Annotated in this window: 27 protein-coding genes; 13 read left to right on the top strand and 14 right to left on the bottom strand. The window is 72.1% G+C overall.

The features are described from left to right. Nucleotides 1–3: 3 nt before the first annotated feature. Entirely contained in the window at nucleotides 4–825 is an 822-nt protein-coding gene (locus tag A4E84_RS06165; protein ID WP_062925569.1) for an ABC transporter ATP-binding protein, read from the bottom strand. A 134-nt stretch (nucleotides 826–959) separates the two neighbouring features. On the opposite strand from A4E84_RS06165, the gene A4E84_RS06160 reads away from it, so the two are divergent. Continuing rightward, on the top strand, nucleotides 960–1,199 hold the full coding sequence (locus A4E84_RS06160; RefSeq protein WP_062925568.1) for a hypothetical protein: 240 nt from the start codon (nucleotides 960–962) through the stop codon (nucleotides 1,197–1,199). A 4-nt stretch (nucleotides 1,200–1,203) separates the two neighbouring features. Then, complete coding sequence (locus tag A4E84_RS06155) at nucleotides 1,204–1,578, top strand: hypothetical protein (protein ID WP_062925567.1); 375 nt, start codon at nucleotides 1,204–1,206, stop codon at nucleotides 1,576–1,578. A gap of 1 nt (nucleotide 1,579) precedes the next feature. On the opposite strand, the gene A4E84_RS06150 is transcribed toward A4E84_RS06155, so the two are convergent. The 6 genes from A4E84_RS06150 to bioB form a co-directional block, all read right to left on the bottom strand. Beyond that, entirely contained in the window at nucleotides 1,580–2,254 is a 675-nt protein-coding gene (locus A4E84_RS06150) for a class I SAM-dependent methyltransferase (RefSeq protein ID WP_062925566.1), read from the bottom strand. A 69-nt stretch (nucleotides 2,255–2,323) separates the two neighbouring features. Beyond that, nucleotides 2,324–3,259 (bottom strand): endonuclease/exonuclease/phosphatase family protein, encoded by a 936-nt coding sequence (locus tag A4E84_RS06145; RefSeq protein WP_062925565.1) that lies wholly within the window; start codon nucleotides 3,257–3,259, stop codon nucleotides 2,324–2,326. A 1-nt stretch (nucleotide 3,260) separates the two neighbouring features. After that, nucleotides 3,261–4,160 (bottom strand): class A beta-lactamase, encoded by a 900-nt coding sequence (gene bla, locus A4E84_RS06140; protein ID WP_063827556.1) that lies wholly within the window; start codon nucleotides 4,158–4,160, stop codon nucleotides 3,261–3,263. 83 nt (nucleotides 4,161–4,243) lie between these two features. Beyond that, nucleotides 4,244–4,969, bottom strand: coding sequence for a dethiobiotin synthase (gene bioD, locus A4E84_RS06135; protein ID WP_062925564.1), 726 nt, complete (start codon nucleotides 4,967–4,969; stop codon nucleotides 4,244–4,246). Between the two features lies 1 nt (nucleotide 4,970). Continuing rightward, nucleotides 4,971–6,254 (bottom strand): adenosylmethionine--8-amino-7-oxononanoate transaminase, encoded by a 1,284-nt coding sequence (locus tag A4E84_RS06130; protein WP_062925563.1) that lies wholly within the window; start codon nucleotides 6,252–6,254, stop codon nucleotides 4,971–4,973. Continuing rightward, on the bottom strand, nucleotides 6,247–7,413 hold the full coding sequence (bioB, locus tag A4E84_RS06125; protein WP_062925562.1) for a biotin synthase BioB: 1,167 nt from the start codon (nucleotides 7,411–7,413) through the stop codon (nucleotides 6,247–6,249). The genes A4E84_RS06130 and bioB overlap by 8 nt, the downstream gene beginning before the upstream one ends. A gap of 150 nt (nucleotides 7,414–7,563) precedes the next feature. Here bioB and A4E84_RS06120 point away from each other — a divergent pair, with 150 nt between their 5' ends. Continuing rightward, a complete protein-coding gene (locus tag A4E84_RS06120) occupies nucleotides 7,564–8,691 on the top strand; it encodes an 8-amino-7-oxononanoate synthase (protein WP_062925561.1) in 1,128 nt (375 codons plus the stop codon). 51 nt (nucleotides 8,692–8,742) lie between these two features. On the opposite strand, the gene A4E84_RS06115 is transcribed toward A4E84_RS06120, so the two are convergent. After that, the gene (locus tag A4E84_RS06115) at nucleotides 8,743–8,973 is read right to left on the bottom strand and encodes a DUF397 domain-containing protein (protein ID WP_062925560.1); all 231 of its coding nucleotides are present in this window, start codon (nucleotides 8,971–8,973) and stop codon (nucleotides 8,743–8,745) included. Between the two features lie 9 nt (nucleotides 8,974–8,982). Then, complete coding sequence (locus tag A4E84_RS06110) at nucleotides 8,983–9,843, bottom strand: helix-turn-helix domain-containing protein (RefSeq protein WP_062925559.1); 861 nt, start codon at nucleotides 9,841–9,843, stop codon at nucleotides 8,983–8,985. Between the two features lie 212 nt (nucleotides 9,844–10,055). Here A4E84_RS06110 and A4E84_RS06105 point away from each other — a divergent pair, with 212 nt between their 5' ends. Next, entirely contained in the window at nucleotides 10,056–10,514 is a 459-nt protein-coding gene (locus A4E84_RS06105; RefSeq protein ID WP_062925558.1) for an ATP-binding protein, read from the top strand. Between the two features lie 136 nt (nucleotides 10,515–10,650). Here A4E84_RS06105 and A4E84_RS06100 read toward each other — a convergent pair whose 3' ends face one another. From A4E84_RS06100 to A4E84_RS06085, 4 genes are all read right to left on the bottom strand, one after another. Beyond that, nucleotides 10,651–11,277, bottom strand: a complete 627-nt coding sequence (locus A4E84_RS06100) for a DUF6328 family protein (RefSeq protein WP_062925557.1) — start codon at nucleotides 11,275–11,277, stop codon at nucleotides 10,651–10,653. Between the two features lie 81 nt (nucleotides 11,278–11,358). Beyond that, nucleotides 11,359–11,832: a C40 family peptidase gene (locus A4E84_RS06095; protein ID WP_062925556.1), complete on the bottom strand. Its 474-nt coding sequence runs from the start codon at nucleotides 11,830–11,832 to the stop codon at nucleotides 11,359–11,361. A gap of 552 nt (nucleotides 11,833–12,384) precedes the next feature. Then, nucleotides 12,385–12,693, bottom strand: a complete 309-nt coding sequence (locus A4E84_RS06090) for a hypothetical protein (protein ID WP_062925555.1) — start codon at nucleotides 12,691–12,693, stop codon at nucleotides 12,385–12,387. Between the two features lie 7 nt (nucleotides 12,694–12,700). Next, nucleotides 12,701–13,336: an ATP-dependent Clp protease proteolytic subunit gene (locus A4E84_RS06085; RefSeq protein ID WP_062925554.1), complete on the bottom strand. Its 636-nt coding sequence runs from the start codon at nucleotides 13,334–13,336 to the stop codon at nucleotides 12,701–12,703. A gap of 89 nt (nucleotides 13,337–13,425) precedes the next feature. Between A4E84_RS06085 and A4E84_RS06080 the strand changes: the two genes are divergently transcribed. Beyond that, nucleotides 13,426–13,713, top strand: coding sequence for a type II toxin-antitoxin system Phd/YefM family antitoxin (locus A4E84_RS06080; RefSeq protein ID WP_062925553.1), 288 nt, complete (start codon nucleotides 13,426–13,428; stop codon nucleotides 13,711–13,713). A 79-nt stretch (nucleotides 13,714–13,792) separates the two neighbouring features. Here the strand turns inward: A4E84_RS06080 and A4E84_RS06075 are convergent, their stop codons facing one another. Beyond that, nucleotides 13,793–14,782 carry an ABC transporter permease gene (locus A4E84_RS06075; protein ID WP_062925552.1) on the bottom strand — a complete coding sequence of 330 codons (990 nt, stop codon included), beginning with the start codon at nucleotides 14,780–14,782 and terminating at the stop codon, nucleotides 13,793–13,795. A 124-nt stretch (nucleotides 14,783–14,906) separates the two neighbouring features. Here A4E84_RS06075 and A4E84_RS06070 point away from each other — a divergent pair, with 124 nt between their 5' ends. The 8 genes from A4E84_RS06070 (at nucleotide 14,907) to A4E84_RS06035 (ending at nucleotide 22,042) form a co-directional block, all read left to right on the top strand. Continuing rightward, on the top strand, nucleotides 14,907–15,554 hold the full coding sequence (locus A4E84_RS06070) for a TetR/AcrR family transcriptional regulator (RefSeq protein WP_062925551.1): 648 nt from the start codon (nucleotides 14,907–14,909) through the stop codon (nucleotides 15,552–15,554). Nucleotides 15,555–15,667: 113 nt separating this feature from the next. Continuing rightward, complete coding sequence (locus tag A4E84_RS06065; protein WP_053674248.1) at nucleotides 15,668–15,970, top strand: urease subunit gamma; 303 nt, start codon at nucleotides 15,668–15,670, stop codon at nucleotides 15,968–15,970. Nucleotides 15,971–15,983: 13 nt separating this feature from the next. Continuing rightward, on the top strand, nucleotides 15,984–16,295 hold the full coding sequence (locus A4E84_RS06060; protein ID WP_062925550.1) for an urease subunit beta: 312 nt from the start codon (nucleotides 15,984–15,986) through the stop codon (nucleotides 16,293–16,295). Next, entirely contained in the window at nucleotides 16,288–18,009 is a 1,722-nt protein-coding gene (locus tag A4E84_RS06055) for an urease subunit alpha (RefSeq protein WP_062925549.1), read from the top strand. Before A4E84_RS06060 ends, A4E84_RS06055 begins: the two co-directional genes overlap by 8 nt. 10 nt (nucleotides 18,010–18,019) lie before the next feature. Then, complete coding sequence (locus A4E84_RS06050; protein WP_062925548.1) at nucleotides 18,020–18,694, top strand: urease accessory protein UreF; 675 nt, start codon at nucleotides 18,020–18,022, stop codon at nucleotides 18,692–18,694. 168 nt (nucleotides 18,695–18,862) lie between these two features. Continuing rightward, nucleotides 18,863–19,540 carry an urease accessory protein UreG gene (gene ureG / locus A4E84_RS06045; RefSeq protein WP_062925547.1) on the top strand — a complete coding sequence of 226 codons (678 nt, stop codon included), beginning with the start codon at nucleotides 18,863–18,865 and terminating at the stop codon, nucleotides 19,538–19,540. After that, a complete protein-coding gene (locus A4E84_RS06040; RefSeq protein ID WP_062925546.1) occupies nucleotides 19,528–20,310 on the top strand; it encodes an urease accessory protein UreD in 783 nt (260 codons plus the stop codon). The genes ureG and A4E84_RS06040 overlap by 13 nt, the downstream gene beginning before the upstream one ends. A gap of 130 nt (nucleotides 20,311–20,440) precedes the next feature. Further along, nucleotides 20,441–22,042 carry an alpha/beta hydrolase gene (locus A4E84_RS06035; RefSeq protein ID WP_062925545.1) on the top strand — a complete coding sequence of 534 codons (1,602 nt, stop codon included), beginning with the start codon at nucleotides 20,441–20,443 and terminating at the stop codon, nucleotides 22,040–22,042. The last annotated feature ends 14 nt before the right edge of the window (nucleotides 22,043–22,056 follow it).

Genomic DNA, 22,056 nt, shown 5'->3' with positions numbered 1-22,056 from the left:
GGCTCAGTTCTCCTCGGGTGACGCCGGGGCGCCGGTGTCCTCGTAGCGGGTGCGGATGACGTCGAACCTCTTCATCCGCTCCAGGACCGCCTCCGCCGTGGGGCGCCGCATCTCGTCGACGAGCCGGCCGTCCCCGAGGAAGAGCACCAGGTCCGAGTGGGCGGCCGCCCCCGGGTCGTGGGTGACCATGACGACGGTCTGCCCGAGCTGGTCCACCGCCTCGCGCAGGAAGCCGAGCACCTCCAGGCCGGCGCGCGAGTCGAGGTTGCCGGTCGGCTCGTCCGCGAAGATCAGCTCGGGCCGGGAGGCCAGCGCCCGGGCACAGGCCACACGCTGCTGCTGCCCGCCGGAGAGCTGCGAGGGCCGGTGCCCGAGCCGGTCCCGCAGGCCGAGGGTGTCGATCACCCGGTCCAGCCACGCCTCGTCGGGCTTCCGGCCCGCGATGTCCATGGGCAGGGTGATGTTCTCCCGGGCGTTCAGGGTCGGGATGAGGTTGAACGACTGGAACATGAACCCGATCCGGTCGCGGCGCAGCCGCGTCAGCTCACGTTCCCTCAGCCCCGTGATCTCCGTGTCGCCGAGCCACACCTGACCGGCCGAGACCGTGTCGAGCCCGGCCAGGCAGTGCATCAGCGTGGACTTCCCGGAGCCCGAGGGACCCATCACGGCGGTGAACCGGCCCCGGACGACGTCCACGTCCACCGAGTCGAGTGCGAGCACGGCCGTCTCGCCCGAGCCGTACGCCTTGGTCAGACCGCGGGCCCGGGCCGCGATCCCGTCGGCCGGCGCGAGGCCGGGAGCGTGCTCCGCAGCAGGTGTGGACAAGGCCGCCTCCTCTGGGTGGACGTCAGGACCTCCTGGCCCTGCCCGAGGGTAATGTGACCCGGCCCACACTCGGTATCCTCCGCGGGTCGGACTCGCCCTTGCCGGTGCTAGCACCTGCGCGCTAGCTTCGAGGTATGGCGAAGACCCAGCTGAACGTGCGCGTCGACGAGGGCACCGCCCGCGCCGCCCGTGAGCGCGCCCTGGCCCGCGGGATGAGCGTCAACCGCTACATCGAGGAGCTGGTCAAGCAGGACACCGGCGAGGTGGGCCACACCTTCGTGGAGGCCGCCGCGGACTTCATGAAGCAGTACGAGTCCGTCTTCGCCGAGGAGTTCGGCGCAGAGCGCGAGGGCACGCGCGAAGGTCGCCACTGAACCCTTGGACAACCTCGAGATCGACCTCGCCTGGCTGCTGATGCTCGCCGAGCAGAAGACCCCCGGAGACCCCCAGGTCACCGACTGGGGAGCCCTCGTCGCCGCCGTCGCCCGCCATCGGGCCGCCGTGTTCGACGTCCCCGTCTACGACAGCCCGCACGCCCGCGCCGCCGCCCTGCTCCAGCTCCTGCTGCACGTCCCCGCGCTGGAGCGCTCCAACGCCCTGTTCGCCTCCGCCGTCGCCTACGCGTACCTCGTCGCCAGCGGTGTCAAGGTCGTCACCTCGCCCGAGCAGGTCCGCGACCTCGCCCTTCTGGTCAAGAGCGGCGAGGCGTCCGTCCGCGACATCGAGCAGGAGCTGCGCCGGTGGAGCCTGTGACTCACCCCTCGGCAGGGCGCCACGCCGTGCCGAGCACGCAGTACGAGGTGGGCAGCGTCGGCCCCTGTTCGGGCATGAGCACCCGCCGGTAGGGGCCGAGCTCGAACCCGGCGTCCCGCAGCGCCCGGACCGGCTCCCGCGCCACATGGCAGCCCCCGCTCAGCAGCGGCCACACCGTCCGGTCCAGGGCATGCTGGGTGAAGGCCATCGCCCGGCCCCCGCCCCGGCCGTGCTCGAAGAACCGCACCTCGCCGCCCGGCCGCAGCACCCGCCGCAGCTCCCCGAGCGCCCGGGGCACGTCCCGCACGCTGCACAGCACCAGCGACACCACCGCCGCGTCGAAACCCTCGCTCTTGACCGGCAGCGCCTCGGCCGCACCCGGCACGACGTCCACCGGCACCTCGGCGCGCAGCGCGGCCTCCACGGCCAGGTGCCGCAGCCGCCGCTCCGGTTCGATGGCGACGACCTCCGCGACGGTGCCCGGGTAGTGCGCGAAGTTCAGCCCGTTGCCCGCGCCGATCTCGATCACCCGCCCGGACAGCCCGCCGAGCAGTCTCCCGCGGATCCGGCCCATGCCCATCCGGGTCTCGGCGGCCACACTGGCCCGGGCGTAGCAGCGGGCGAACAGCGGATGGTGCACGGCGTCCCGGGGGACCTTGCCGGAGCGGAACGGCATCGAAAACCTCCCTGCGAGGCTGGCCTCACCCCGATTCTCCCCGCGACGGGCCCCGCGCACCCCTGCCGTCTACCGCAGGAGTACGCGGCCCAGCACCGGAAGGTGGTCGCTGCCGGTCGCCGCCAGCGCCGACACCTCCGTCACCTCGGCCCCTCGCCCCAGGACCTGGTCGATCCTCGCCACCGGCAGGCCGGCCGGCCAGCTGAACGCGAACCCCGTGGGCGGAGCGTGCAGCCGCGAGGTGAGCGGGGCGAGGCCGCGGTCCTGGACCGTGCCGTTGAGGTCGCCCACCACCAGCAGCCGGCCGGCCGGGTCGGCGGCGATCCGGGCCCCGAGCAGGGCCGCGCTCTCGTCACGGGCGGCCGAGGCGAGCCCTGTCGGGCCCAGGCGCACGGAGGGCAGATGGACCACGTACACCGCGATCCTGCCGCCGGGTGCGGACACCGTGGCCCGCAGAGCCCGCCGCCAGCTCTCCGGGAAGCCCTCGGGCCGGATGTCCACGGGCCGCACGTCCGACAGCGGATACGCCGACCAGAGTCCGACCGTGCCGTGGACGGCCCGATACGGGTGGGAGGCGCCCAGGACGCCCTGGTAGGCGGGCTGCGCAGCGGGCGTCAGCTCCTCCACGGCGATCAGACCGGCGCGCGTGGCGAGCAGGGCCCGGGCGGTGCCGGCGGGGTCGGCGTTGTCGTCGGCCACGTTGTGCTGGACAACGGTCAGGTCGTACGGGCCAGCGCCCGAGGAGAACCACACCCCGCCGAACGTCCAGAGCCACACGGCCCCGGGCACCAGGCAGGCGAGCAGCCCCGCCCACGACCGCACGATCAGGGCGGCGCAGGCGAGCACGGGCACGGCCGCCCCGAGCCACGGCAGGAACGTCTCCAGCAGGCTCCCCAGCCGCCCGATGCCGTTGGGCACGGCGGAGTGCAGGGCGAGCAGACCGGCGGCACCGAGGGCACCGCTCACCAGCCAGGTGTCCCACGACGACCTGCCGCCGACGGCCACGCTAGGCGAGTTCCGCCGCCAGCAGGGCCGCGGCGCCGGCCACCAGCGGGTTGTCGGCCGGGGCGTCCTCCTCCGGCTGCGTGGTCAGCACCGACATCACGATCGGCGGGCCGTCCGGCGGCCAGGTGATGCCCACGTCGTTGTTGCTGCCGTACTGCCCGCCACCCGTCTTGTCGGCGAGCAGCCAGTCGGCCGGCAGCCCCTTGCGGAACCTCTCCAGGCTCGTGGTGTTGCGCAACAGCCAGTCCGTGAGCCGGGCCCTGTCCCGGGGTTCAAGAGCGTCGCCGAGTACCAGCCGGGCGTAGGTCAGGCCGATGGCGCGCGGGGTCGTCGTGTCGGTCACGCGCCACGGCTCCGCGGAGTTGAGCTCGGGCTCCCAACGGTCCAGCCGGGTGACCGGGTCACCGGTCGAGCGGGCGAAGCGCGTGATCGCGGTCGGCCCGCCCAGTTCCTTCAGCAGCAGGTTGCCCGCGGTGTTGTCGCTGAAGCGGATGGTGGCGTCGCACAGTTCGCCCACGGTCATGCCGGTCGCGACGTGGTCCTTGGTGACGGGGGAGTAGCCCGACTTGGTGACGTACGCCTGGGTGTAGTGGATGCGCCGGGCCAGGAACTCGCCGTCGCGGTCCAGGTCGCGCAGCACGGCCGCGGCGGCGAGCGTCTTGAACACCGAGGCCATCGGGAAGAGCTCGTCGGCCCGGTACGCCACCGTCCGGCCCGTACGCACGTTGCGGGCGTACACGCCCAGACGTGCGGTGTGCTCCCGCTCCAGGTCCCGCAGCCGCGCCGTGACGCCGCCGGTGGCGGGTAAAGCGTGGGCCGTGCCGCCGCCCAGCGAGAGAGCGGCGGCCGTGCCCAGCGTGAGGGCGGTGCGGCGGGAGGGGCGTGCTTTGTTCGTGTGCACAGTGGTCCCTTCGGAGGCGATCACGTTCGTAGTTCAACACGCGATCACGTTCGCGCCGGTTTCACCGCGCGCCCGACGGATGCTCAGAACGCCCCGGGAGCCTCCCGCACCCGGAACGCCTCCGCGTCCCACGAGCCGTCCAGCCGCGGCGCCAGCCAGTGCGGCGCGGCTTCGCGGAAAGCGGCCGGGGCCAGGGCGCCCGACCCGGCCGGGACCGAGCCCAGCAGCGGGGCCCCCGCCACGTCCGGCAGGTCCGCCAGATTGCAGCGGGCGGCGAGATCCGGGGCCGCGGGCCAGCTCCCGATCACGATCCCGGCCAGGTCCAGTCCCCGGGAGCGCAGTTCACGCGCCGTCAGCTCCGTCGTGTTCAGGGTGCCGAGCCCCGCGGGCGCCACGACCAGCACCGGCGCCGACAGCAGCCGTGCCGCGTCCGCGAGGGTGCCGCCTGCCGCGTCGAACCGGACGAGAAGCCCGCCGGCGCCTTCGACCAGCACCAGGTCGTGCTCGGTGGCCAGCTTGGCGGCGGCCTCCGCGACCTCGTGCGGATGGACCGGAGCCCGGCCCGCCCGGCGCGCTGCCGTGGCCGGCGCCAACGGCTCGGGATACCGGGCGAGTTCCGCTGTCGTCACCGGGCCCGCGAGGCGCGCCACCTCGGCGGCGTCCCCCGGCTCAGCGGGCCCCACACCCGTCTGCGCGGCCTTCAGCACGGCCACCGAACGGCCGGCGGCCAGCGCCGTCGCGGCGACGGCGGCGGTGACGACCGTCTTGCCGACCTCCGTGCCCGTGCCCGTGATCACCAGTACCGGCATGTCATCCCTCCCGCGCCGCCGCGCACACGGCCCGCGCGATCCGCGCCAGGTCCGCGTCGCCCGTGACGTACGGCGGCATGGTGTAGATCAGATCGCGGAACGGCCGCAGCCACACGCCCTCGCGCACGGCCGCCGCCGTCGCCGCCTCCATGTCCACGGTGTGGTCCAGCTGCACCACCCCGATGGCACCGAGCACCCGCACGTCCTTCACCCCCGGCAGCTCCGAGGCCGCCGCCGCGAGCCCGGTCCGCAGGCCCGTCTCGATCCGCTTGACCTCCGCGAGCCAGTCCTGCCCGAGCAGCAGCTCGATCGAGGCGCAGGCCACGGCGGCAGCCAGCGGGTTGCCCATGAAGGTGGGGCCGTGCGCGAGCACCGGCACCTCGCCCCGCGAGATGCCCTCGGCCACCCGCGCGGTGCACAGCGTCGCCGCCATGGTCATATAGCCGCCGGTCAGCGCCTTGCCCACGCACATCACGTCCGGCGTAACGGCCGCGTGCTCCGCGGCGAACATCGCGCCCGTACGGCCGAAGCCGGTCGCGATCTCGTCGAACACCAGCAGAACGTCATGCGCGTCGCACGCCTCGCGCAGCACACGCAGATACGCGGGGGAGTGGAACCGCATCCCGCCCGCGCCCTGCACCACCGGCTCGACGATCACCGCCGCCAGTTCGCCGGCGTGCCGCTCGATCAGCGACCGGAGCTGTTCGGCGTAAGCCTCGTCGTACTCCGCCGGGGGCGGGCCGGCGAACACCTGACGCTGGAGCACCCCGGTCCACAGCTCGTGCATCCCGCCCTCGGGATCGCACACCGACATGGGCTGCCACGTGTCGCCGTGGTAGCCACCGCGCCAGGTCAGCAGCCGCTGCTTGCCGGGGCGGCCCAGCGAACGCCAGTACTGCAGGCACATCTTGACCGCGACCTCGACCGACACCGACCCCGAGTCGGCGAGGAAGACGTGCTCCAGGCCCTCGGGTGACATGTCGACAAGGAGCTTCGCCAGCCGTACGGCGGGCTCGTGGGTGAGCCCGCCGAACATCACGTGGCTCATCCGCCCGAGCTGCTCGCGGGCGGCTTCGTTGAGCACCGGGTGGTTGTAGCCGTGGATCGCCGACCACCAGGACGACATCCCGTCGACCAGCTCTCCCGAGCCGTCGGCGAGCCGCAGCCGCACCCCGCTCGCCGACTCCACGACGAGCGGTTGCTGCCGCCCGGGCATCGGGCCGTACGGATGCCACACATGCCGCCGGTCGAGCTCCAGCAGCTCGGCCACGGCCGGCTCAGGCATTGGGAGCGAGGTCCGTCCCGGCGCCCCGGCGGCGCACGGCGACCAGGTCGGTCCGTGCTTCGTCGGCCCGGGGAGGAGCCGCCGTCCCTGCTGAACCACAGACCCCGCCGCTCTCCTGCGAGCCGCACCCGCCGCCCTCGCCGCAGCCCCCGGACGCCCGGTGCTCCGGCAGCGTCACCTGGTCGGTGCCCTCCACCTCGAACCCGGCGTCCGCGATCATCTCCAGGTCGGCCTTGCCGGCCTGGCCCTCGCTGGTGAGGTAGTCGCCGAGGAAGACCGAGTTGGCCAGGTGCAGGGCGAGCGGCTGCATCGTGCGCAGATGGACCTCGCGTCCGCCGGCGATCCGCACCTCGACGTCGGGGCAGACGAACCGCGTCATGGCCAGGATCCTGAGACACCGCTGCGGGGTCAGGTTCCACTCCTTGCCGAGCGGGGTGCCCTCGAACGGGATCAGGAAGTTGACCGGAACCGAGTCCGGGTCCAGCTCACGCAGCGAGAAGACGACGTCGACCAGGTCCTCGTCCGTCTCGCCCATGCCGGCGATCAGCCCGGAGCAGGCGGACAGACCGGCCGCGTGCGCCTTCTGCACGGTGTCGACGCGGTCCTCGTAGGTGTGCGTGGTGGTGATCTCCCCGTACGTCGCCTCGGACGTGTTGAGGTTGTGGTTGTAGGCGTCGGCGCCCGCCTCACGCAGCCGCTCCGCCTGTCCCTCGGAGAGCAGTCCGAGGCAGGCGCAGACCTCCACGCCCTCGTTGTTCTCCTTGATCGTCTTGATCGTCTCGGAAACCCGGTCCACGTCCCGGTCGGTCGGGCCGCGGCCGCTGGCCACCAGACACACCCGCTTGGCCCCTCCGGCCACACCGGCCGCCGCCGCGTCGGACGCCTGGCCGGGCTTCAGCCAGGTGTACTTCAGGATCCCGGCCGTCGAGCCGAGCCGCTGCGAACAGTACGAGCAGTCCTCGGGGCACAGGCCGGACTTCAGGTTGACGAGATAGTTCAGTTTCACCCGCCGGCCGAACCAGTGCCGGCGCACCTTTCCGGCCGCGGCCACCACATCGAGCAGGTCGTCGTCGGACGTCGCGAGGACGGCCAGTGCCTCGTCGCGGGTCGGCAGCTCGCGCCGAAGCCCCTTGTCCACCAGCGTGTTCAGCAGGTCCATGGAAGCCGATCCTGTCCTAAGGAGGCGTCCGGGGCCAAGGAGACTTCGCACAAGAGAGTCGCTTCGAGGTGTGGGTATTGCCACACAGTGACCTGCTGGTCGTCCCGCTAGTGTCTGTGCACTGCCTACAAATTCCCCGGAGGACCACCCATGGCGTTCGGCTGGATCGACGAGCAGGCGGAGCTGCGCGGCCGCGCCGGACTGCTGCGGACTCTGCGCCCCCGTCCGGCCGATTCGCCGCTCCTGGACCTGGCGAGCAACGACTACCTCGGGCTGACCCGCCATCCCGAGGTCACCGAGGGCGCGGCCCGGGCCGCGCGAACCTGGGGCGGCGGCGCGACCGGCTCCCGGCTCGTCACCGGCACCACCGAACTGCACGCCGAACTCGAGCGGGAACTGGCCGATTTCTGCGGCTTCGAGGCGGCTCTCGTCTTCTCCTCCGGCTACGCCGCCAACCTCGCCGCGGTCACCGCGCTGGCCCCGCACGGCTCCCTGGTCGTCTCCGACGCGGGCAACCACGCCTCGCTCATCGACGGCTGCCGGCTGGCCCGCGGCACCACCCAGGTGGTGGCGCACGCCGAGCCGGACGCCGTGCGCAAGGCGCTGGCCGGCCACGAGGGCACGGCGATCGCCGTGTCCGACACGGTCTTCTCGGTCGACGGCGACGCGGCCCCCCTCACCGCGCTGGCCGAGGCCTGCCGGGAGTACGGCGCCGGGCTGATCGTCGACGACGCCCACGGTCTGGGCGTCCTCGGCGACGGTGGCCGCGGCGCCCCGCACGCGGCGGGAATCACGGGTGCCGGCGACGTCGTCGCGACGGTCACGCTGTCCAAGTCGCTGGGCAGCCAGGGCGGAGCCGTCCTCGGCCCCGCCCGGGTCGTCGACCACCTGGTCAACGCAGCCCGGACGTTCATCTTCGACACGGGACTCGCCCCCGCGGCGGCGGGGGCGGCCCTGTCGGCCCTGCGGTTGCTGCGCCGCGAACCGGAACGGGCGGCACGGGCCCGCGCGGTGGCGGGCGAACTGCACGCACGCCTGACCGCCGCGGGTCTGGAAGCGGTGCGTCCGGACGCCGCGGTGGTCTCGGTGCGCGCGCCCTCTCCCGAGGACGCCGTGAACTGGGCGGCACGGTGCCGTGCGGCCGGGCTGGCCGTGGGGTGCTTCCGTCCTCCCTCCGTGCCCGACGGCATCTCCCGGCTCAGGCTGACCGCCCGCGCCGACCTGACCGGTCAGCAGATCGAACGCGCTGTACGGCTGATCGGCGAGACGCGGCCATGAGTCGGCGGGACACGGCCGTGCGTCGCACGACGGCGGTCTGACCGGGCTCGGTTACATGCGGTCCACCCCGGCCGCGAACGCAGCCCAGCTCCCCGGGGAGAAGAGCAGCGCGGGTCCGGCCGGGGTCTTGGAGTCGCGCACGGCGAGCAGTCCGGCCCAGGGCGGGGCGTCCGGACACGCGGTCTCGACGCAGTTGTTCGCGCCGGTGCTGTAGCTGCTGCGCAACCACCGCACACCGTGCAGTTCGGTGCTTGAGGGGACGTGACGAGGCAGTGCACGCATGGTGCCTCCTTACGCGCCGGCGGCTGTCCCGGCGATGAAATCCAACGAGTCCTCGGGCGAAAGGGCGTGGATCTGAAGGGCGTTGAAGGCCTCCGTGTAGGCCTGGAGGTCTTCTTTCCGTTCGAGGTAGAGGCTACTCGTCAAGTGGTCGAGAACAACCACATCCAGATCAGAAGTGCTCGAAAATGACAAGATTACGAAAGGGCCGGTGACACCGATGTGCGCCCCGGCGGCGAACGGCAGCACCTGGAGGCGCACTTGGGGCAGCCGGGCCGCCTCCACCAGCCGTTCCAGCTGGCGGGCCATGACCCCCGGCCCGCCCACCTCCCTTCGCAGCACGGCCTCGTCCAGGACGGCGCTGAGTCTCAGCGGAGGATCGGCGCGCAGCACGTCCTGCCGGGCCAGCCGCACTTCGACCAGAGTGTCGAGCCGGTCCTCCGGGAGCCCCTCCACCGCGGCCCTCGTCACCGCACGCGCGTACTCGCGCGTCTGGAGCAGGCCGGGGACGACCGTGGTCTCCAGCGTGCGCATCGCGCCGGCCTGGGACTCCAGGCTGATGAAGTCGCGGTAGGTCGGCGGCAGTACCCCGCGGTAGGCGTGCCACCAGTGGTGCCGACCGCCGCTGTCGTCGGAGCCCGCCAACGCCATGAGCAGTTCGCGGAGTTGGGAGTCCGCCACATCGTAGGCGTCGAGAAGTAACCGTACGTCGGCCGGTTTCACCCCGCTCGTGCCCGTCTCGATCCGGCTGACCTTGGACTGGTGCCAGCCCACCAGCCGGGCCGCCTCACCGCTCGTGAGCTTCGCAGAGGTGCGCAGCGCACGCAGTTCGGCGCCCAGTTTCCGGCGGCGCACCGCGGGACCGTGCTGCATGGCTCCTCCTTACTCCTTCCGAGCCACCCAAATACGGTCTCGCGTCGCAGAGTTCACCGCTTTGAGCGACAGATATATGCATATCTTGGTGGATCGCCGCCCTTCGCGGGTGTTCTGGTGGCACTCTGGCGACGAAGCACCAGTCCGGGACCGTACTCGAACCATCCGCTCCGTGTCGGGCTGCGGTCCCGTGGGAAAGGGACGACGTCGCCATGGCAGACCATTTGGAAGCATCCGTCACTCTGCCGAGCGATCCGGCCTCGGTCTCCGCAGCGCGTGCCTACGTGGTGGGCACGCTGGCGGAGTGGGGCCTGCCGGCGGACACGGAAGTGTCCGACACCGTCCGGCTCATCATCTCGGAACTCGCCACCAACGCCATCCAGCACACCTTCGGCCAGTCGCCCACGTTCACCGTGGACGTCGAGCTCGACCGCGACGAGCACCTGCGCATCGGTGTCACGGACAGCCATCCGCGCTTCCCCAGACGCCTGCCCGCCGCCGTTCAGCAGGACAACGGCCGCGGTCTGGTCATCATCCGCTGGCTGACCGCGGAATGCGGTGGCCGGCTCCGCATCCGCCCCACCCGTGAGGGCGGCAAGACCATCTCGATCGAACTCCCGTGGGCCGTCCCGGCGCAGCCGGTGACGACTGCGGTGCAGCAGGAGCCGTAGTCACTCCCGACAGGACCCGAAAGACCTCCCCAGCGGGTGCCTCCCGCGCACCCCGGCCCGCGCGACCGACATCCGGGCCACCCCTACGGCCACGAGGCCCGCTCCGAGCCCTTGGAGCCACCGGAGTGCGAGGCCGTCACCGGTGCCGTGCCGACGCCTCCCGGTGCGCTGCCGCCCCTCGAAGCCCTGACGGCTGCCTGACGGTGTGCCGCAGCGGTGCGGGGACCCTGACATCGCCCTGGTCCGGTTCTTCCTCGGCGCGCTCCCCGGTACCGTCCGCCTCCTCGCGCAGCCCCGCTCGCCGCACCAGCCGCGGGAGCAGCCCCCACAGGCCGACACAGACCAGGAACGTCGCGGCGCCCGCGGCGATACCGCCGGCCCGGCCCGTGGTCACGTCGACCACCAGCAGCACGGAACCGCTGAACGCGAACACCAGCACGCTCAGGCCGGTGGTGGCCAGGCGCGAGGAGACCTGCACGATGCGGGGCTTGGCGCCCTGCTGGAAGAGGGAGCGGTGCAGAGCGGCCGGCGCGGTGAAGAGCGCGGCTGCCAGGACCGCCAGCAGGGTGGCGACGTAGGTGACGCGCTGGACCGTGTCGAGGTCCTCGAAACGCGCCGTGAAGGCCAGCGACAGCAGGAAGGCGAAGAGGATCTGTACGCCCGTCTGGGTGACGCGGAGTTCCTGGAGCAGCTCCACGAAGTTGCGGTCGGCGCGTTGCAGCGGAGTCTCGTTGCGCGCGGTGCAGGGACGGTGCTCGGCCATGGGGCCACGGGTATCCACGTGAGCCCGTGTCACGCTCCGGCGTGCGGCGGCGCGTCAGGACGCCGCCGCATGCCGGGCGGGTCACTTCACGCGCCCGTACCAGACGCTCTTGGTCCAGATCTTCTGCAGCCGCACCACGTCACCGCTCTTCGGGGAGTGCCAGAGCTTGTTCTTACCCGCGTAGATACCGACGTGGTACACGTTGCTGCCCGAGTGGAAGAACACCAGGTCTCCCGCCTTGCGGTTCTTGGCGGAGATGTGGCGCGTCTTGTTGTACTGCTGGGCAGCCGTGCGGGGAAGCTTCTTGCCGGCCTTCTTGAACGAGTAGAGCGTGAGCCCGGAGCAGTCGAACCGGTGCGGACCGATGGCCCCGTACTTGTAGGGCGATCCCTTCTTGGAAGCCGCGATCTGGAGTGCCTTGGTCGCAGGTGTGGCAGCCGCGGCGTCGGAGGCGAAGCCGGGCGCCACTATCGAACCGCCGACGGCGGCGATGGTGAGCGCCGAGGCCGTGCCGGCCCGGGCCATGAGCGACGGGACACGATTGAGCGCAGTCATGCGCAACCCTTCGTCAGCCGCCTGTGAAGGATGACCTGTCGGATTCGGGCTGGCGAAGTTGCCCGGCCGCTGACGCGGCTTCACCCCAAGGGCTGCTCGGGCCAGGTCATGGCGTGACCGTCCCGGCGACCCGTCGTGCTTGGGTCCTCCACTCCTGCCGATCCACTCCTGTCGACCGGTCATCCGGGCGGCGGCAGGACTCGGCGTCCGCCCGGATCGCCCCGCCACAGCGGCGGGGGCTTGTCGTCAGACAGGGATCTTGGCGCATGCCTGTCCGTATTTCCCAACGGAACCGGGGGTTTGTGTTGTTACTCACCACTCGCCCGTTCGGGTGGACACGTGTGCGTTCGAGCCACTGTCCACGCATTCGCGGACCCCCGGACCAGCGACGGAATGCCCCATTCCGTCCGTGGACTACGCGCGTTGCGCAACCGGAACGGTCCCAAAATCGGTCTCCCGCCTACTCCGAACAGGGGTACGTCTTTTGGTCCGTTTCGACTCAGCCCCGGACGCGTCGGCACCGGCGCGGGTGTCCGGGCCGGTGCTTCCGCGTCAACTGACGGACTCCGGGGGCAGGGTGAGCCGGGCCGTGCGCCGCTCGCCGTCCAGCACCCGCAGCGCCCGGGCCAGCGTGCCGGCGTGCAGTTCCGTCTCGCCCCGCTGATGCATCAGGGCCAACGCGTCGCGCAGCGCGGTCGCCTTGCCGACCAGTGCCTGGGCGGCGCGCAGTCCCCGGTAGGTGTCGCCGTCCTGGGCCGGATTGATGCGGCCGAGCAGGTCGACGACGTCGAGGTAACGGTCGATCACTTCCGCCTCGGCGCGCGTCAGGGCGGGCAGGGGCGGCATTTCGGGCGGGAGCACCGGGGCCTCACCGTCCGGTCGGCGGGGCGAGGGTGGCCTTGCGGCTGGGGATGATTCCGTCCACCAGGCCGTATTCCACCGCTTCCTGGGCGGTGAGGATCTTGTCCCGCTCGATGTCCGTGCTCACCTGCTCCCGGGTGCGGCCCGTGTGCAGCGCGAGCAGCTCCTCCATCCGGCTCCGGATGCGCGTCAATTCGTCGGCCTGGATCGCCAGATCACTGGCCTGCCCCCGGACCGGCTCGGGCAGCGCGGGCTGATGGATCACCAGACGGGCGTCGGGCAGGGCGAATCGCTTGCCGGGCGTGCCCGCCGCCAGCAGCACCGAGGAGGCGGCACCGGCCTGGCCCAGGCAGATCGTCTCCACGTCGCAGGAGACGTACCGCATCGTGTCGTGGATCGCCGTCATCGCGTGGAAGCTGCCGCCGGGGGAGTTGATGTAGAGCGAGATGTCCCGCTCCGGGGCCTGGTGCTCCAGGTACATGAACTGGGCCATGACGTCGTTCGCCGAGGTCTCGTCCACGGGTGCCCCGAGGAAGACGATCCGCTCCTCCAGAAGCTTCGAGTACGGATCCATCGTCCGTTGCCCCCACCCCGTGCGTTCGGTGAACTCGGGCAGCGCATAGCGGGCGGACGGTCGGGTCATGACGAACCCCTCCTAGCGGCGCAGCCGTCTTCAGCGACGGCCGTCTCTGTATAAAATGTACAGGACGTACGTCGCGTTATGATGGGGACATGGCCTACGAGATTCCGGTGACGCAAGCCAGGGCTGAGCTCGCCGACCTGATCAACCGCGTGGTGTACGGCGGCGAACGCGTCGTCGTCACCCGGCACGGCAAGCCCCTCGTCGCCCTCGTCTCGGCCGATGACCTGCGGCGACTCGAAGAGATCCAGGAGCTCGCGGAGTCCGCGGAGGAGCAGGTGATCAGCGCCGTCTCCACGGTCCGCGAGGTCGCGTCCGCTCCTGGCGAACCCCAGCGGTTCGGCATCGCGGCGGAGCACCGCAGGGCCGGCCCGGCTTAGAGCCGAACCGGACAGACGGAAGACCGTGCGTCCCCGTCCGCTACGGCGGGGGCGCACGGTCGCTTCATGTGGGCGCCGGTCAGCCGACGGCCGAGAGCTCACGGCGGTCGGCCGCGGGTTCGGCACCCGCCTTCCGTGCCCTGAGCGAGCTGCCGAGCAGTACGGCACCCAGGCCCAGTGCCGCCCACCAGGTCAGGGTCAGGGCAGGTCCGGTCGCCGCCGCGCCGTCGAAGTGCGAAACCGAGCGCAGCAGGGTCGTCCCCGCGCCGGGCGGCAGCCACTGGCCGATCGCCCCGGCCGGCTCCGGCAGCATCTGCGGGGCCGAGGTGGCGCCGGAGAAGGGGTTGCCGATCAGCATCACCACGGCGGCTCCGATGCCCGTACCGGCGGGGCCGATCAGGGCGGCGAGTCCGGCGACGGCGCCGCCGACGGCCAGCGTGGACAGCGCGAGCACCCCCGCTTCCGCCCACCAGTCGCCGCCGAGCGCCCCGAGCCAGCTGTGCGCGATCCCGGCCGCGGCCGCGCCCACCAGGGCGGACGCGCCGAGCAGTGTGAGCGCGGCCCGGACGCCGCGCAGCCCGAGCAGGGTGACCACGGCGCCCGCCGCGATGCCGGCCAGGGCGAGCGGCAGTACGGCGGCGCTCAGCGCGGCGCCGCGCGGATCACTGGCCGGGGTCGGCACGACATCGACCGTCCTGACCTGTGCGCCCCCGGCGGCGGCCTGCCCTGCGGCCTGCTGGAGGAACTGCGCGACGGCCGGTCCGGCCGCGGACGCGGTGAGCAGTTCGGGCCCCTGTCGCGTGACCACGACCGCGCCGTACACGCTCCGGTCCTTGATGGCGTCCCGGGCGGCGGCCTCGTCTGCGTAGCGGTGGATCTCGAAGGCGCCCTCGTGCAGCTCCAGCCGCCTCTCGACCTGGGCCGCCGCGGCCGGCGGTCCGGCCACGCCGAGCGGCAGGTCGCGGGGCGCGATACGGGAGGCCGGCCAGGCGAACGCCCACAGGGCCAGGGCAGCCAGGACGGGCACGAGGACGACGACCGCGATCACACGGCGGTTGTGGGAAGGCATGAGGGTCTCCTGAGGTGAGCGGACCGGAGCGCCAAAAAGAAGGATCGTTCGTTTTCCTCTGCTCTCACCATGCTCCGCTCGTGGCGCCTTGTCAAGAATGAATATTCGTTTTACGTTGTGGACCATGGCTCGCGTGTCCCAGGAACATCTCGACGCCCGCCGCCGCCAGATCCTCGACGGCGCCGCGCTGTGCTTCGCCCGCAACGGCTTCCACGCCACGTCCATGCAGGACGTGCTGAAGGAGGCCGACCTCTCGGCGGGTGCGGTGTACCGCTACTTCAGCGGCAAGGAGGAGCTGATCGGCGCGATCGTCGCCGAGGTGCTCGGCTCGGTCCGCGAGGCCTTCGAGGAGGCGGCGCGGCAGAGTCCGCCCTCGCCGCCGGACCAACTCGTCGCCTCCGTCCTCGGCAGGACGCTGGCCGCTCGTGAGTCCCTGATCGTCGACGGCCGCCCCGCCTTTCCGCGGCTCGTCATCCAGGTGTGGACGGAGACCCTGCGCAACGAAGAGCTGGCGCTCATCCTGCGGGAGGGCTACGGCTCGGTCCGCGCTGCCTGGGGGGAGATCGTCGAGGGCTACCAGCGGGCCGGGATGATGCGCGCCGACGTGACTCCGGACCATGTGGCCCGCACGATGATCGCCTGCGTCCTCGGCTTCATCGCCCAGCAGTCCCTGTTCGGACCGGCACCTGTCGAGGTCCTCCAGGACGGTCTGCGGGCGCTGACCACCATGCGGGCCGAGGACACCGCTACCGGTGGATCACAGCTCGGTTAACGTGCCCGAAACGCGGTCCAACTAGCCTGCCGCTCCACGCCACCTGGCACGTTGCCCCGTGGCCGCGGCAGCCGGGCCCCGCACGGCCCGGAGCGAGGACTGTGAGGTGGGACGTGCAACTGACCCCGCACGAGCAAGAACGACTGCTGATCCACGTGGCGGCCGACGTGGCCGAGAAGCGCCGCGCCCGGGGACTGAAGCTCAACCACCCCGAGGCGGTCGCGCTCATCACTTCGCACATCCTCGAAGGCGCGCGGGACGGCCGGACCGTCGCGGAGCTCATGTCCTCCGGACGCAAGATCCTGACCAGGGACGACGTCATGGAAGGCATCCCGGAGATGATCCACGACGTCCAGGTCGAGGCCACCTTCCCCGACGGCACCAAGCTCGTCACCGTCCATGAGCCGATCGTCTGACGGGGAGGCCGCCGTGATTCCCGGAGAGATCCTGTTCGCCGACGGGCCGATTGCCTACAACGAGGGCCGCGAGGCCGTCCGGCTCACCGTCCTCAACGCCGCCGACCGGCCCGTGCAGGTCGGCTCCCACTACCACTTCGCCGAGGCCAACCCCGGCTTGGAGTTCGACCGTGCCGCCGCGCACGGCAGGCGGCTGAACGTCGCCGCCGGCACGGCCGTGCGCTTCGAGCCCGGGATCCCCGTCGAGGTCGAACTCGTTCCGCTGGCCGGTGCCCGCGTGGTGCCCGGTCTGCGCGGGGAGACCGGAGGTGCCCTCGATGCCTGAGATCTCGCGTGCCGCCTACGCCGACCTGTTCGGCCCGACCACCGGCGACCGGATCCGCCTCGCCGACACCGACCTGCTGGTCGAGATCGAGGAGGACCGCTCCGGCGGCCCGGGACGCGCCGGCGACGAGGCCGTGTTCGGCGGCGGCAAGGTCATCCGCGAATCCATGGGCCAGGCCCGTGCCACGCGCGCGGAAGGCACCCCCGACACCGTCATCACCGGCGCGGTGATCATCGACCACTGGGGAATCGTCAAGGCCGACGTCGGCATCCGCGACGGCCGGATCACCGGCATCGGCAAAGCCGGTAACCCCGACACCATGGACGGCGTCCACCCGGACCTGGTCATCGGCCCCGAGACCGAGATCATCGCGGGCAACGGGCGGATTCTCACGGCCGGCGCGATCGACGCGCACGTCCACTTCATCTGCCCGCAGATCGCCGACGAGGCCCTGTCCTCCGGCATCACGACACTCGTCGGCGGCGGAACGGGCCCCGCGGAGGGCTCCAAGGCCACCACCGTGACCCCCGGCCCCTGGCATCTCGCGCGGATGCTGGAGGCGATGGAGGCCCACCCCCTCAACATCGGGCTGCTCGGCAAGGGCAACACCGTCTCCCACGAGGCGATGCTGTCCCAGATCCGCGGCGGCGCCCTCGGCCTGAAGCTGCACGAGGACTGGGGATCGACCCCGGCCGTCATCGACGCCTCGCTGACCGTCGCCGAGCAGACGGGCATCCAGGTCGCCATCCACACCGACACCCTCAACGAGGCCGGGTTCGTCGGCGACACCCTCGCGGCGATCGCCGGGCGGGGCATCCACGCGTACCACACCGAGGGCGCGGGCGGCGGACACGCGCCGGACATCATGACCGTGGTCTCCGAGTCCTACGTGCTGCCCAGCTCCACGAACCCCACCCGGCCGTTCACCGTCAACACCGCCGAGGAACACCTCGACATGCTGATGGTGTGCCACCACCTCAACCCGGCGGTGCCGGAGGACCTGGCCTTCGCCGAGTCCCGGATCCGGCCGTCCACGATCGGGGCGGAGGACGTGCTGCACGACCTCGGCGCGATCTCGATCATCTCCTCCGACTCCCAGGCCATGGGGCGCGTCGGCGAGGTCGTCATGCGCACCTGGCAGACCGCGCACGTGATGAAGCGACGACGGGGCGCGCTGCCCGGCGACGGACGCGCGGACAACCACCGTGTGCGTCGCTATGTCGCCAAGTACACGATCAATCCCGCCCTCGCCCAGGGCCTGGCCCGCGAGATCGGATCGGTCGAGAGCGGCAAGCTGGCCGACCTGGTCCTGTGGGAACCGGCGTTCTTCGGCGTCAAGCCGCAGCTCGTCATCAAGGGCGGGCAGATCGCCTACGCGCAGATGGGCGACGCGAACGCCTCGATCCCCACCCCGCAGCCGATCCTGCCGCGCCCGATGTACGGGGCGATCGGTCGGGCGCCGGCCTCCAACTCCCTCAACTTCGTCGCCCCACTGGCCGTCGAGCACGGGCTGCCGGAGCGGCTGGGGCTCGGGAAGCGGTTCGTGGCGATCGAGTCGACGCGCGGTGTGACCAAGGCCGACATGCGGGAGAACGACGCGCGGCCCGAGGTGCGGGTCGACCCCGACAGCTTCGCCGTGCACATCGACGGGGAGCTGGTCGAGGCGGAGCCGGCGGCCGAACTCCCCATGGCTCAGCGGTACTTCCTGTTCTGAAGGTGGTCTGATGTCGCGTGCAGCGCTTCTCGTCCTGGCCGACGGCCGGTTCCCCGCCGGAGGGCACGCGCACTCCGGCGGTGCCGAGGCGGCGGTCAAGGCCGGGCGGATCAGTGGGGCGGCGAGCCTGGAGGAGTTCTGCCGGGGGCGGTTGCACACGGCAGGGCTGGTGGCGGCAGGACTGTCGGCTGCCGCGGCGCTCGGGATCGACCCCGTCGCGCTGGACCGTGCCGCGGACGCGCGAACACCGTCGCCCGCACTGAGGGTCGCCGCACGGAAACTGGGACGGCAGCTGCTGCGGGCCGCGCGGGCGACCTGGCCGTCCGCCGAACTGGACGCGCTCGGACGGGAGTTCCCCAGGGGCGCGCACCAGCCGGTGGTGCTGGGGCTGGCGGCCCGCGCGGCCGGGCTGGGGCCGGTGGACGCGGCGTACTGCGCGGCGTACGAGAGCGTGAGCGGACCCGCGTCGGCGACGGTGCGGTTGCTGAGCCTGGACCCCTTCGACGCGACGCGGGCGCTGGCCGGGCTGGCGCCGGATGTGGACCGGGTCGCGGACCGGGCGGTGGAGGCGGCCCGGAAGGTCGTCGACGAGGGGGTCGACGCCTTGCCGGCGGGGTCGGCACCTCTACTGGAAATCGGGGCGGAGGTGCATGCGGGGTGGCCGGTACGGCTGTTCGCCTCGTAGCTGCCCTCTGAACGCCGCGCACACCACCCCCTCAGGGGCGCGGGGCCGTGTTCGAGATGCGGCTCCGCCGCGTGAGCGCGACCAGCCCCCACCCACCCGCACCCCGACACCAGCGCCCGCCGTCCCGCATCGCCCGCAACCCCGGGCCCGCCCCACCAGGAGCCGCACATGCACCTCGACCACCACCACAACACCCCGACCGCCCTCAGCGCGGACGCCCATCGCCCCGACGGCACCCGCAGAGCGCTCCGCATCGGGCTCGGTGGCCCCGTGGGCTCCGGGAAGACCGCCACTGTCGCCGCCCTGTGCCGGGCGCTGCGGGACGAGCTGTCGCTCGCCGTCGTCACCAACGACATCTACACCCGGGAGGACGCCGAGTTCCTGCTCCGCGAGGCCGTGCTGCCGCCCGAGCGGATCACCGCCGTGGAGACGGGCGCCTGCCCGCACACCGCGATCCGGGACGACATCTCCGCGAACCTGGAAGCGGTGGAGGACCTGGAGGACGCGGTCGGGCCGCTGGACCTGGTGCTCGTGGAGTCCGGCGGGGACAACCTCACCGCGACCTTCTCCAAAGGGCTCGTCGACGCCCAGATCTTCGTGATCGACGTGGCCGGGGGCGACGACATCCCCCGCAAGGGCGGCCCCGGCGTGACCACCGCCGACCTGCTCGTCGTCAACAAGACCGACCTCGCCCCGTACGTCGGCTCCGACCTCGCCCGGATGGCCGCCGACGCCAAGGCGCAGCGTGCCGAACTGCCCGTCGTCTTCCAGTCGTTGCGGAGCGAGGCCGGGGTGGCGGACGTCGCCGCGTGGGTGCGCGCGCAGCTCGCCGCGTGGACCGCGTGAGCGTGCGCGCCGGGGCCGGGGTGCGGTCCGTCGCGCGGATCGTCGCCCGGGACGACGGACGCGGCGGGACCTCGCTGCCCGTGCTGGAGAGCGACGGGCCCCTGGCGCTGCGGCGCACCCGGGCCACCGGCTCCGAGGCGCGGGTCATGCTGGTCGGTGCGATGAGCGGACCGCTCGGCGGTGACCACTTCACCGTCAAGGGCCGGGTGGAGGAGGGAGCGCGCCTGTCCGTCGGATCCGCCGCCGCCACCATCGCCCTGCCCGGGCAGGCGAAGGGCGACGCCCGCTACGACGTCCGGCTCGAAGTCGCCGACGGGGGTGAACTGCGCTGGCTGCCCGAACAGTTGATCTCCGCCCAGGGCAGTGACCTGCATGTCTCCACTCGGGTCGAGCTCGCCACGACCGCCCGGCTCGTGCTGCGCGAGGAGCAGGTGCTCGGACGCGCCGGTGAGGAATCCGGGCGGCTCACGAGCCGTCTGACCGTGCGGGTGGCCGGGCAGGCCGTGCTCGACCAGGAACTGGCCTGCGGGCCCGGCGCGCCGGGCGGCTGGGACGGGCCCGCCGTGCTGGCGGGGCATCGGGCGGTCGGGCAACTCATCGTTGTGCGGCCCGACTTCGCCACCACGCCGGTGACCGCCGGGGTGCTGGGGGAGGGGGCCTCGGTGGTGCCGCTCGCCGGGCCCGCCGCACTGGTGACGGCGGTGGCGCCGGACGCCCTCGGGCTGCGGCGGCTGCTCGACGAGGCTCTCGCGTCGCTCTCGCAGCCGTAGACGTCCGTAGAGCAGCACTGGCTCTCCGTTTATCGGATTGGCAAAGAAGGGCGTTCACCTCTGTTGTCAGGGACCTCACAACCGGGAGGATCCGCCGTACTGACCGCAACAAGGTACGGGGAGGTCCCCCTTGAGGGGTTCGAGACCGAAGAGGCGGGTGGCGGCGCTCGGTTCGGCCGGCGCGCTCGTCACGGCCACGCTGATAGCCGGTGCCGTCGCGGCGCCCACGGCGAACGCGAACGCGGGCAGCGGCCACGGCCAGGACCGGGAGGCCCGGGGCACCGCGATCGCCGCAGCCCGGGCCACGAAGGACGGCATCGACTGGCAGGACTGCCCCGCCGACTGGAATCTGGCCAAGCCGATCCAGTGCGGATACGTCACCGTGCCGCTCGACTACGCCAAGCCGTACGGCAAGCAGATCAAGCTCGCCGTCGACCGCATCGGCAACACGGGCACGAAGGCCGAGCGGCAGGGCGCGCTCATCTACAACCCCGGCGGCCCCGGCGGCTCCGGACTGCGCTTCCCGGCCCGGGTCACCAACAAGAGCGCCGTCTGGGCCAACGCGGCCAAGGCCTACGACTTCGTGGGCTTCGACCCGCGCGGCGTAGGCAAGTCGACGCCCGTCTCCTGCGTGGACCCGCAGGAGTTCGTCAAGGCGCCCAAGGCCGACCCGGTGCCCGACTCGGAGGCCGACAAGCTCGCCCAGCGCAAGCTGGCCCGCGAGTACGCCGAGGGCTGCCAGGAGCGCAGCGGCTGGATGCTGCCGCACATGACCACGCCGAACACCGCGCGCGACCTCGACGTCATCCGCGCCGCCCTCGGTGAGAAGAAGCTGAACTTCCTCGGTGTCTCCTACGGCACCTACCTGGGCGCCGTCTACGGCACCCTCTTCCCCGGCCACGTGCGCCGGATGGTCGTCGACAGCGTGGTCAACCCCTCGCGCGACAAGATCTGGTACCAGGCCAACCTGGACCAGGACGTCGCCTTCGAGGGCCGCTGGAAGGACTGGCAGGACTGGGTCGCGCAGAACGACGCGACCTACCACCTCGGCACCACCCGCGCCGCCGTCCAGGCGAAGTGGCTCCAGCTGCGCGCCACCGCGAAGAAGAACCCCATCGGCGGGGTCGTCGGCCCGGCCGAGCTCATCTCCTTCTTCCAGAGCGCCCCGTACTACGACTCCGCCTGGGCGCCGACCGCCTCGGTCTTCAGCAAGTACGTCGCCGGCGACACCCAGGCGCTTGTCGACGCCGCCGCTCCCGACCTGTCCGACACGGCGGGCAACGCGGCCTCGGAGAACGGCAACGCCGTCTACACGGCCGTGGAGTGCGCCGACGCCAAGTGGCCCACCAGCTGGCGCACGTGGGACCGTGACAACACCCGGCTCCACCAGGACCACCCGTTCATGACCTGGGCCAACGCCTGGATGAACCTGCCCTGCGCCACCTGGCCTGCCAAGCAGCAGACGCCGGTGAACGTCAAGACCGGCAAGGGCCTGCCCGGCGTGCTCATCGTCCAGTCCGAGCGGGACGCGGCCACCCCGTACGAGGGCGCCCTGGAGCTGCACAAGCGGTTCAAGGGCTCCCGCCTGATCACGGAGAAGGACGCGGGCTCCCACGGTGTGACCAGCCTGGTCAACCCGTGCATCAACCCCCGGGTGGACAGCTACCTGCTCACCGGCAAGCTCGACGCCGCCGACGTGACGTGCGCGCCGCACGCCACGCCGAAGCCGTAGCCGTCGTCCGTACG

Origin of the sequence: Streptomyces qaidamensis (assembly GCF_001611795.1) — a bacterium.
Lineage (GTDB): Bacteria > Actinomycetota > Actinomycetes > Streptomycetales > Streptomycetaceae > Streptomyces > Streptomyces qaidamensis.
Note: the sequence above shows the minus strand (reverse complement) of the source record. Positions and strands in the feature narration are given on the sequence as shown.

Bases quoted from the DNA above. Each gene is read 5' to 3' on its own strand.
- A4E84_RS06050 (WP_062925548.1), top strand. From the start codon at position 18,020: ATGTCGCGTGCAGCGCTTCTCGTCCTGGCCGACGGCCGGTTCCCCGCC.
- A4E84_RS06075 (WP_062925552.1), bottom strand. From the start codon at position 14,782: ATGCCTTCCCACAACCGCCGTGTGATCGCGGTCGTCGTCCTCGTGCCC.
- A4E84_RS06055 (WP_062925549.1), top strand. From the start codon at position 16,288: ATGCCTGAGATCTCGCGTGCCGCCTACGCCGACCTGTTCGGCCCGACC.
- A4E84_RS06115 (WP_062925560.1), bottom strand. From the start codon at position 8,973: ATGCGTGCACTGCCTCGTCACGTCCCCTCAAGCACCGAACTGCACGGT.
- A4E84_RS06095 (WP_062925556.1), bottom strand. From the start codon at position 11,832: ATGACTGCGCTCAATCGTGTCCCGTCGCTCATGGCCCGGGCCGGCACG.
- A4E84_RS06105 (WP_062925558.1), top strand. From the start codon at position 10,056: ATGGCAGACCATTTGGAAGCATCCGTCACTCTGCCGAGCGATCCGGCC.
- A4E84_RS06120 (WP_062925561.1), top strand. From the start codon at position 7,564: ATGGCGTTCGGCTGGATCGACGAGCAGGCGGAGCTGCGCGGCCGCGCC.
- A4E84_RS06080 (WP_062925553.1), top strand. From the start codon at position 13,426: ATGGCCTACGAGATTCCGGTGACGCAAGCCAGGGCTGAGCTCGCCGAC.
- bioB (WP_062925562.1), bottom strand. From the start codon at position 7,413: ATGGACCTGCTGAACACGCTGGTGGACAAGGGGCTTCGGCGCGAGCTG.
- ureG (WP_062925547.1), top strand. From the start codon at position 18,863: ATGCACCTCGACCACCACCACAACACCCCGACCGCCCTCAGCGCGGAC.
- A4E84_RS06150 (WP_062925566.1), bottom strand. From the start codon at position 2,254: ATGCCGTTCCGCTCCGGCAAGGTCCCCCGGGACGCCGTGCACCATCCG.
- bioD (WP_062925564.1), bottom strand. From the start codon at position 4,969: ATGCCGGTACTGGTGATCACGGGCACGGGCACGGAGGTCGGCAAGACG.
- A4E84_RS06160 (WP_062925568.1), top strand. From the start codon at position 960: ATGGCGAAGACCCAGCTGAACGTGCGCGTCGACGAGGGCACCGCCCGC.
- A4E84_RS06130 (WP_062925563.1), bottom strand. From the start codon at position 6,254: ATGCCTGAGCCGGCCGTGGCCGAGCTGCTGGAGCTCGACCGGCGGCAT.
- A4E84_RS06100 (WP_062925557.1), bottom strand. From the start codon at position 11,277: ATGGCCGAGCACCGTCCCTGCACCGCGCGCAACGAGACTCCGCTGCAA.
- A4E84_RS06110 (WP_062925559.1), bottom strand. From the start codon at position 9,843: ATGCAGCACGGTCCCGCGGTGCGCCGCCGGAAACTGGGCGCCGAACTG.
- A4E84_RS06085 (WP_062925554.1), bottom strand. From the start codon at position 13,336: ATGACCCGACCGTCCGCCCGCTATGCGCTGCCCGAGTTCACCGAACGC.
- A4E84_RS06070 (WP_062925551.1), top strand. From the start codon at position 14,907: ATGGCTCGCGTGTCCCAGGAACATCTCGACGCCCGCCGCCGCCAGATC.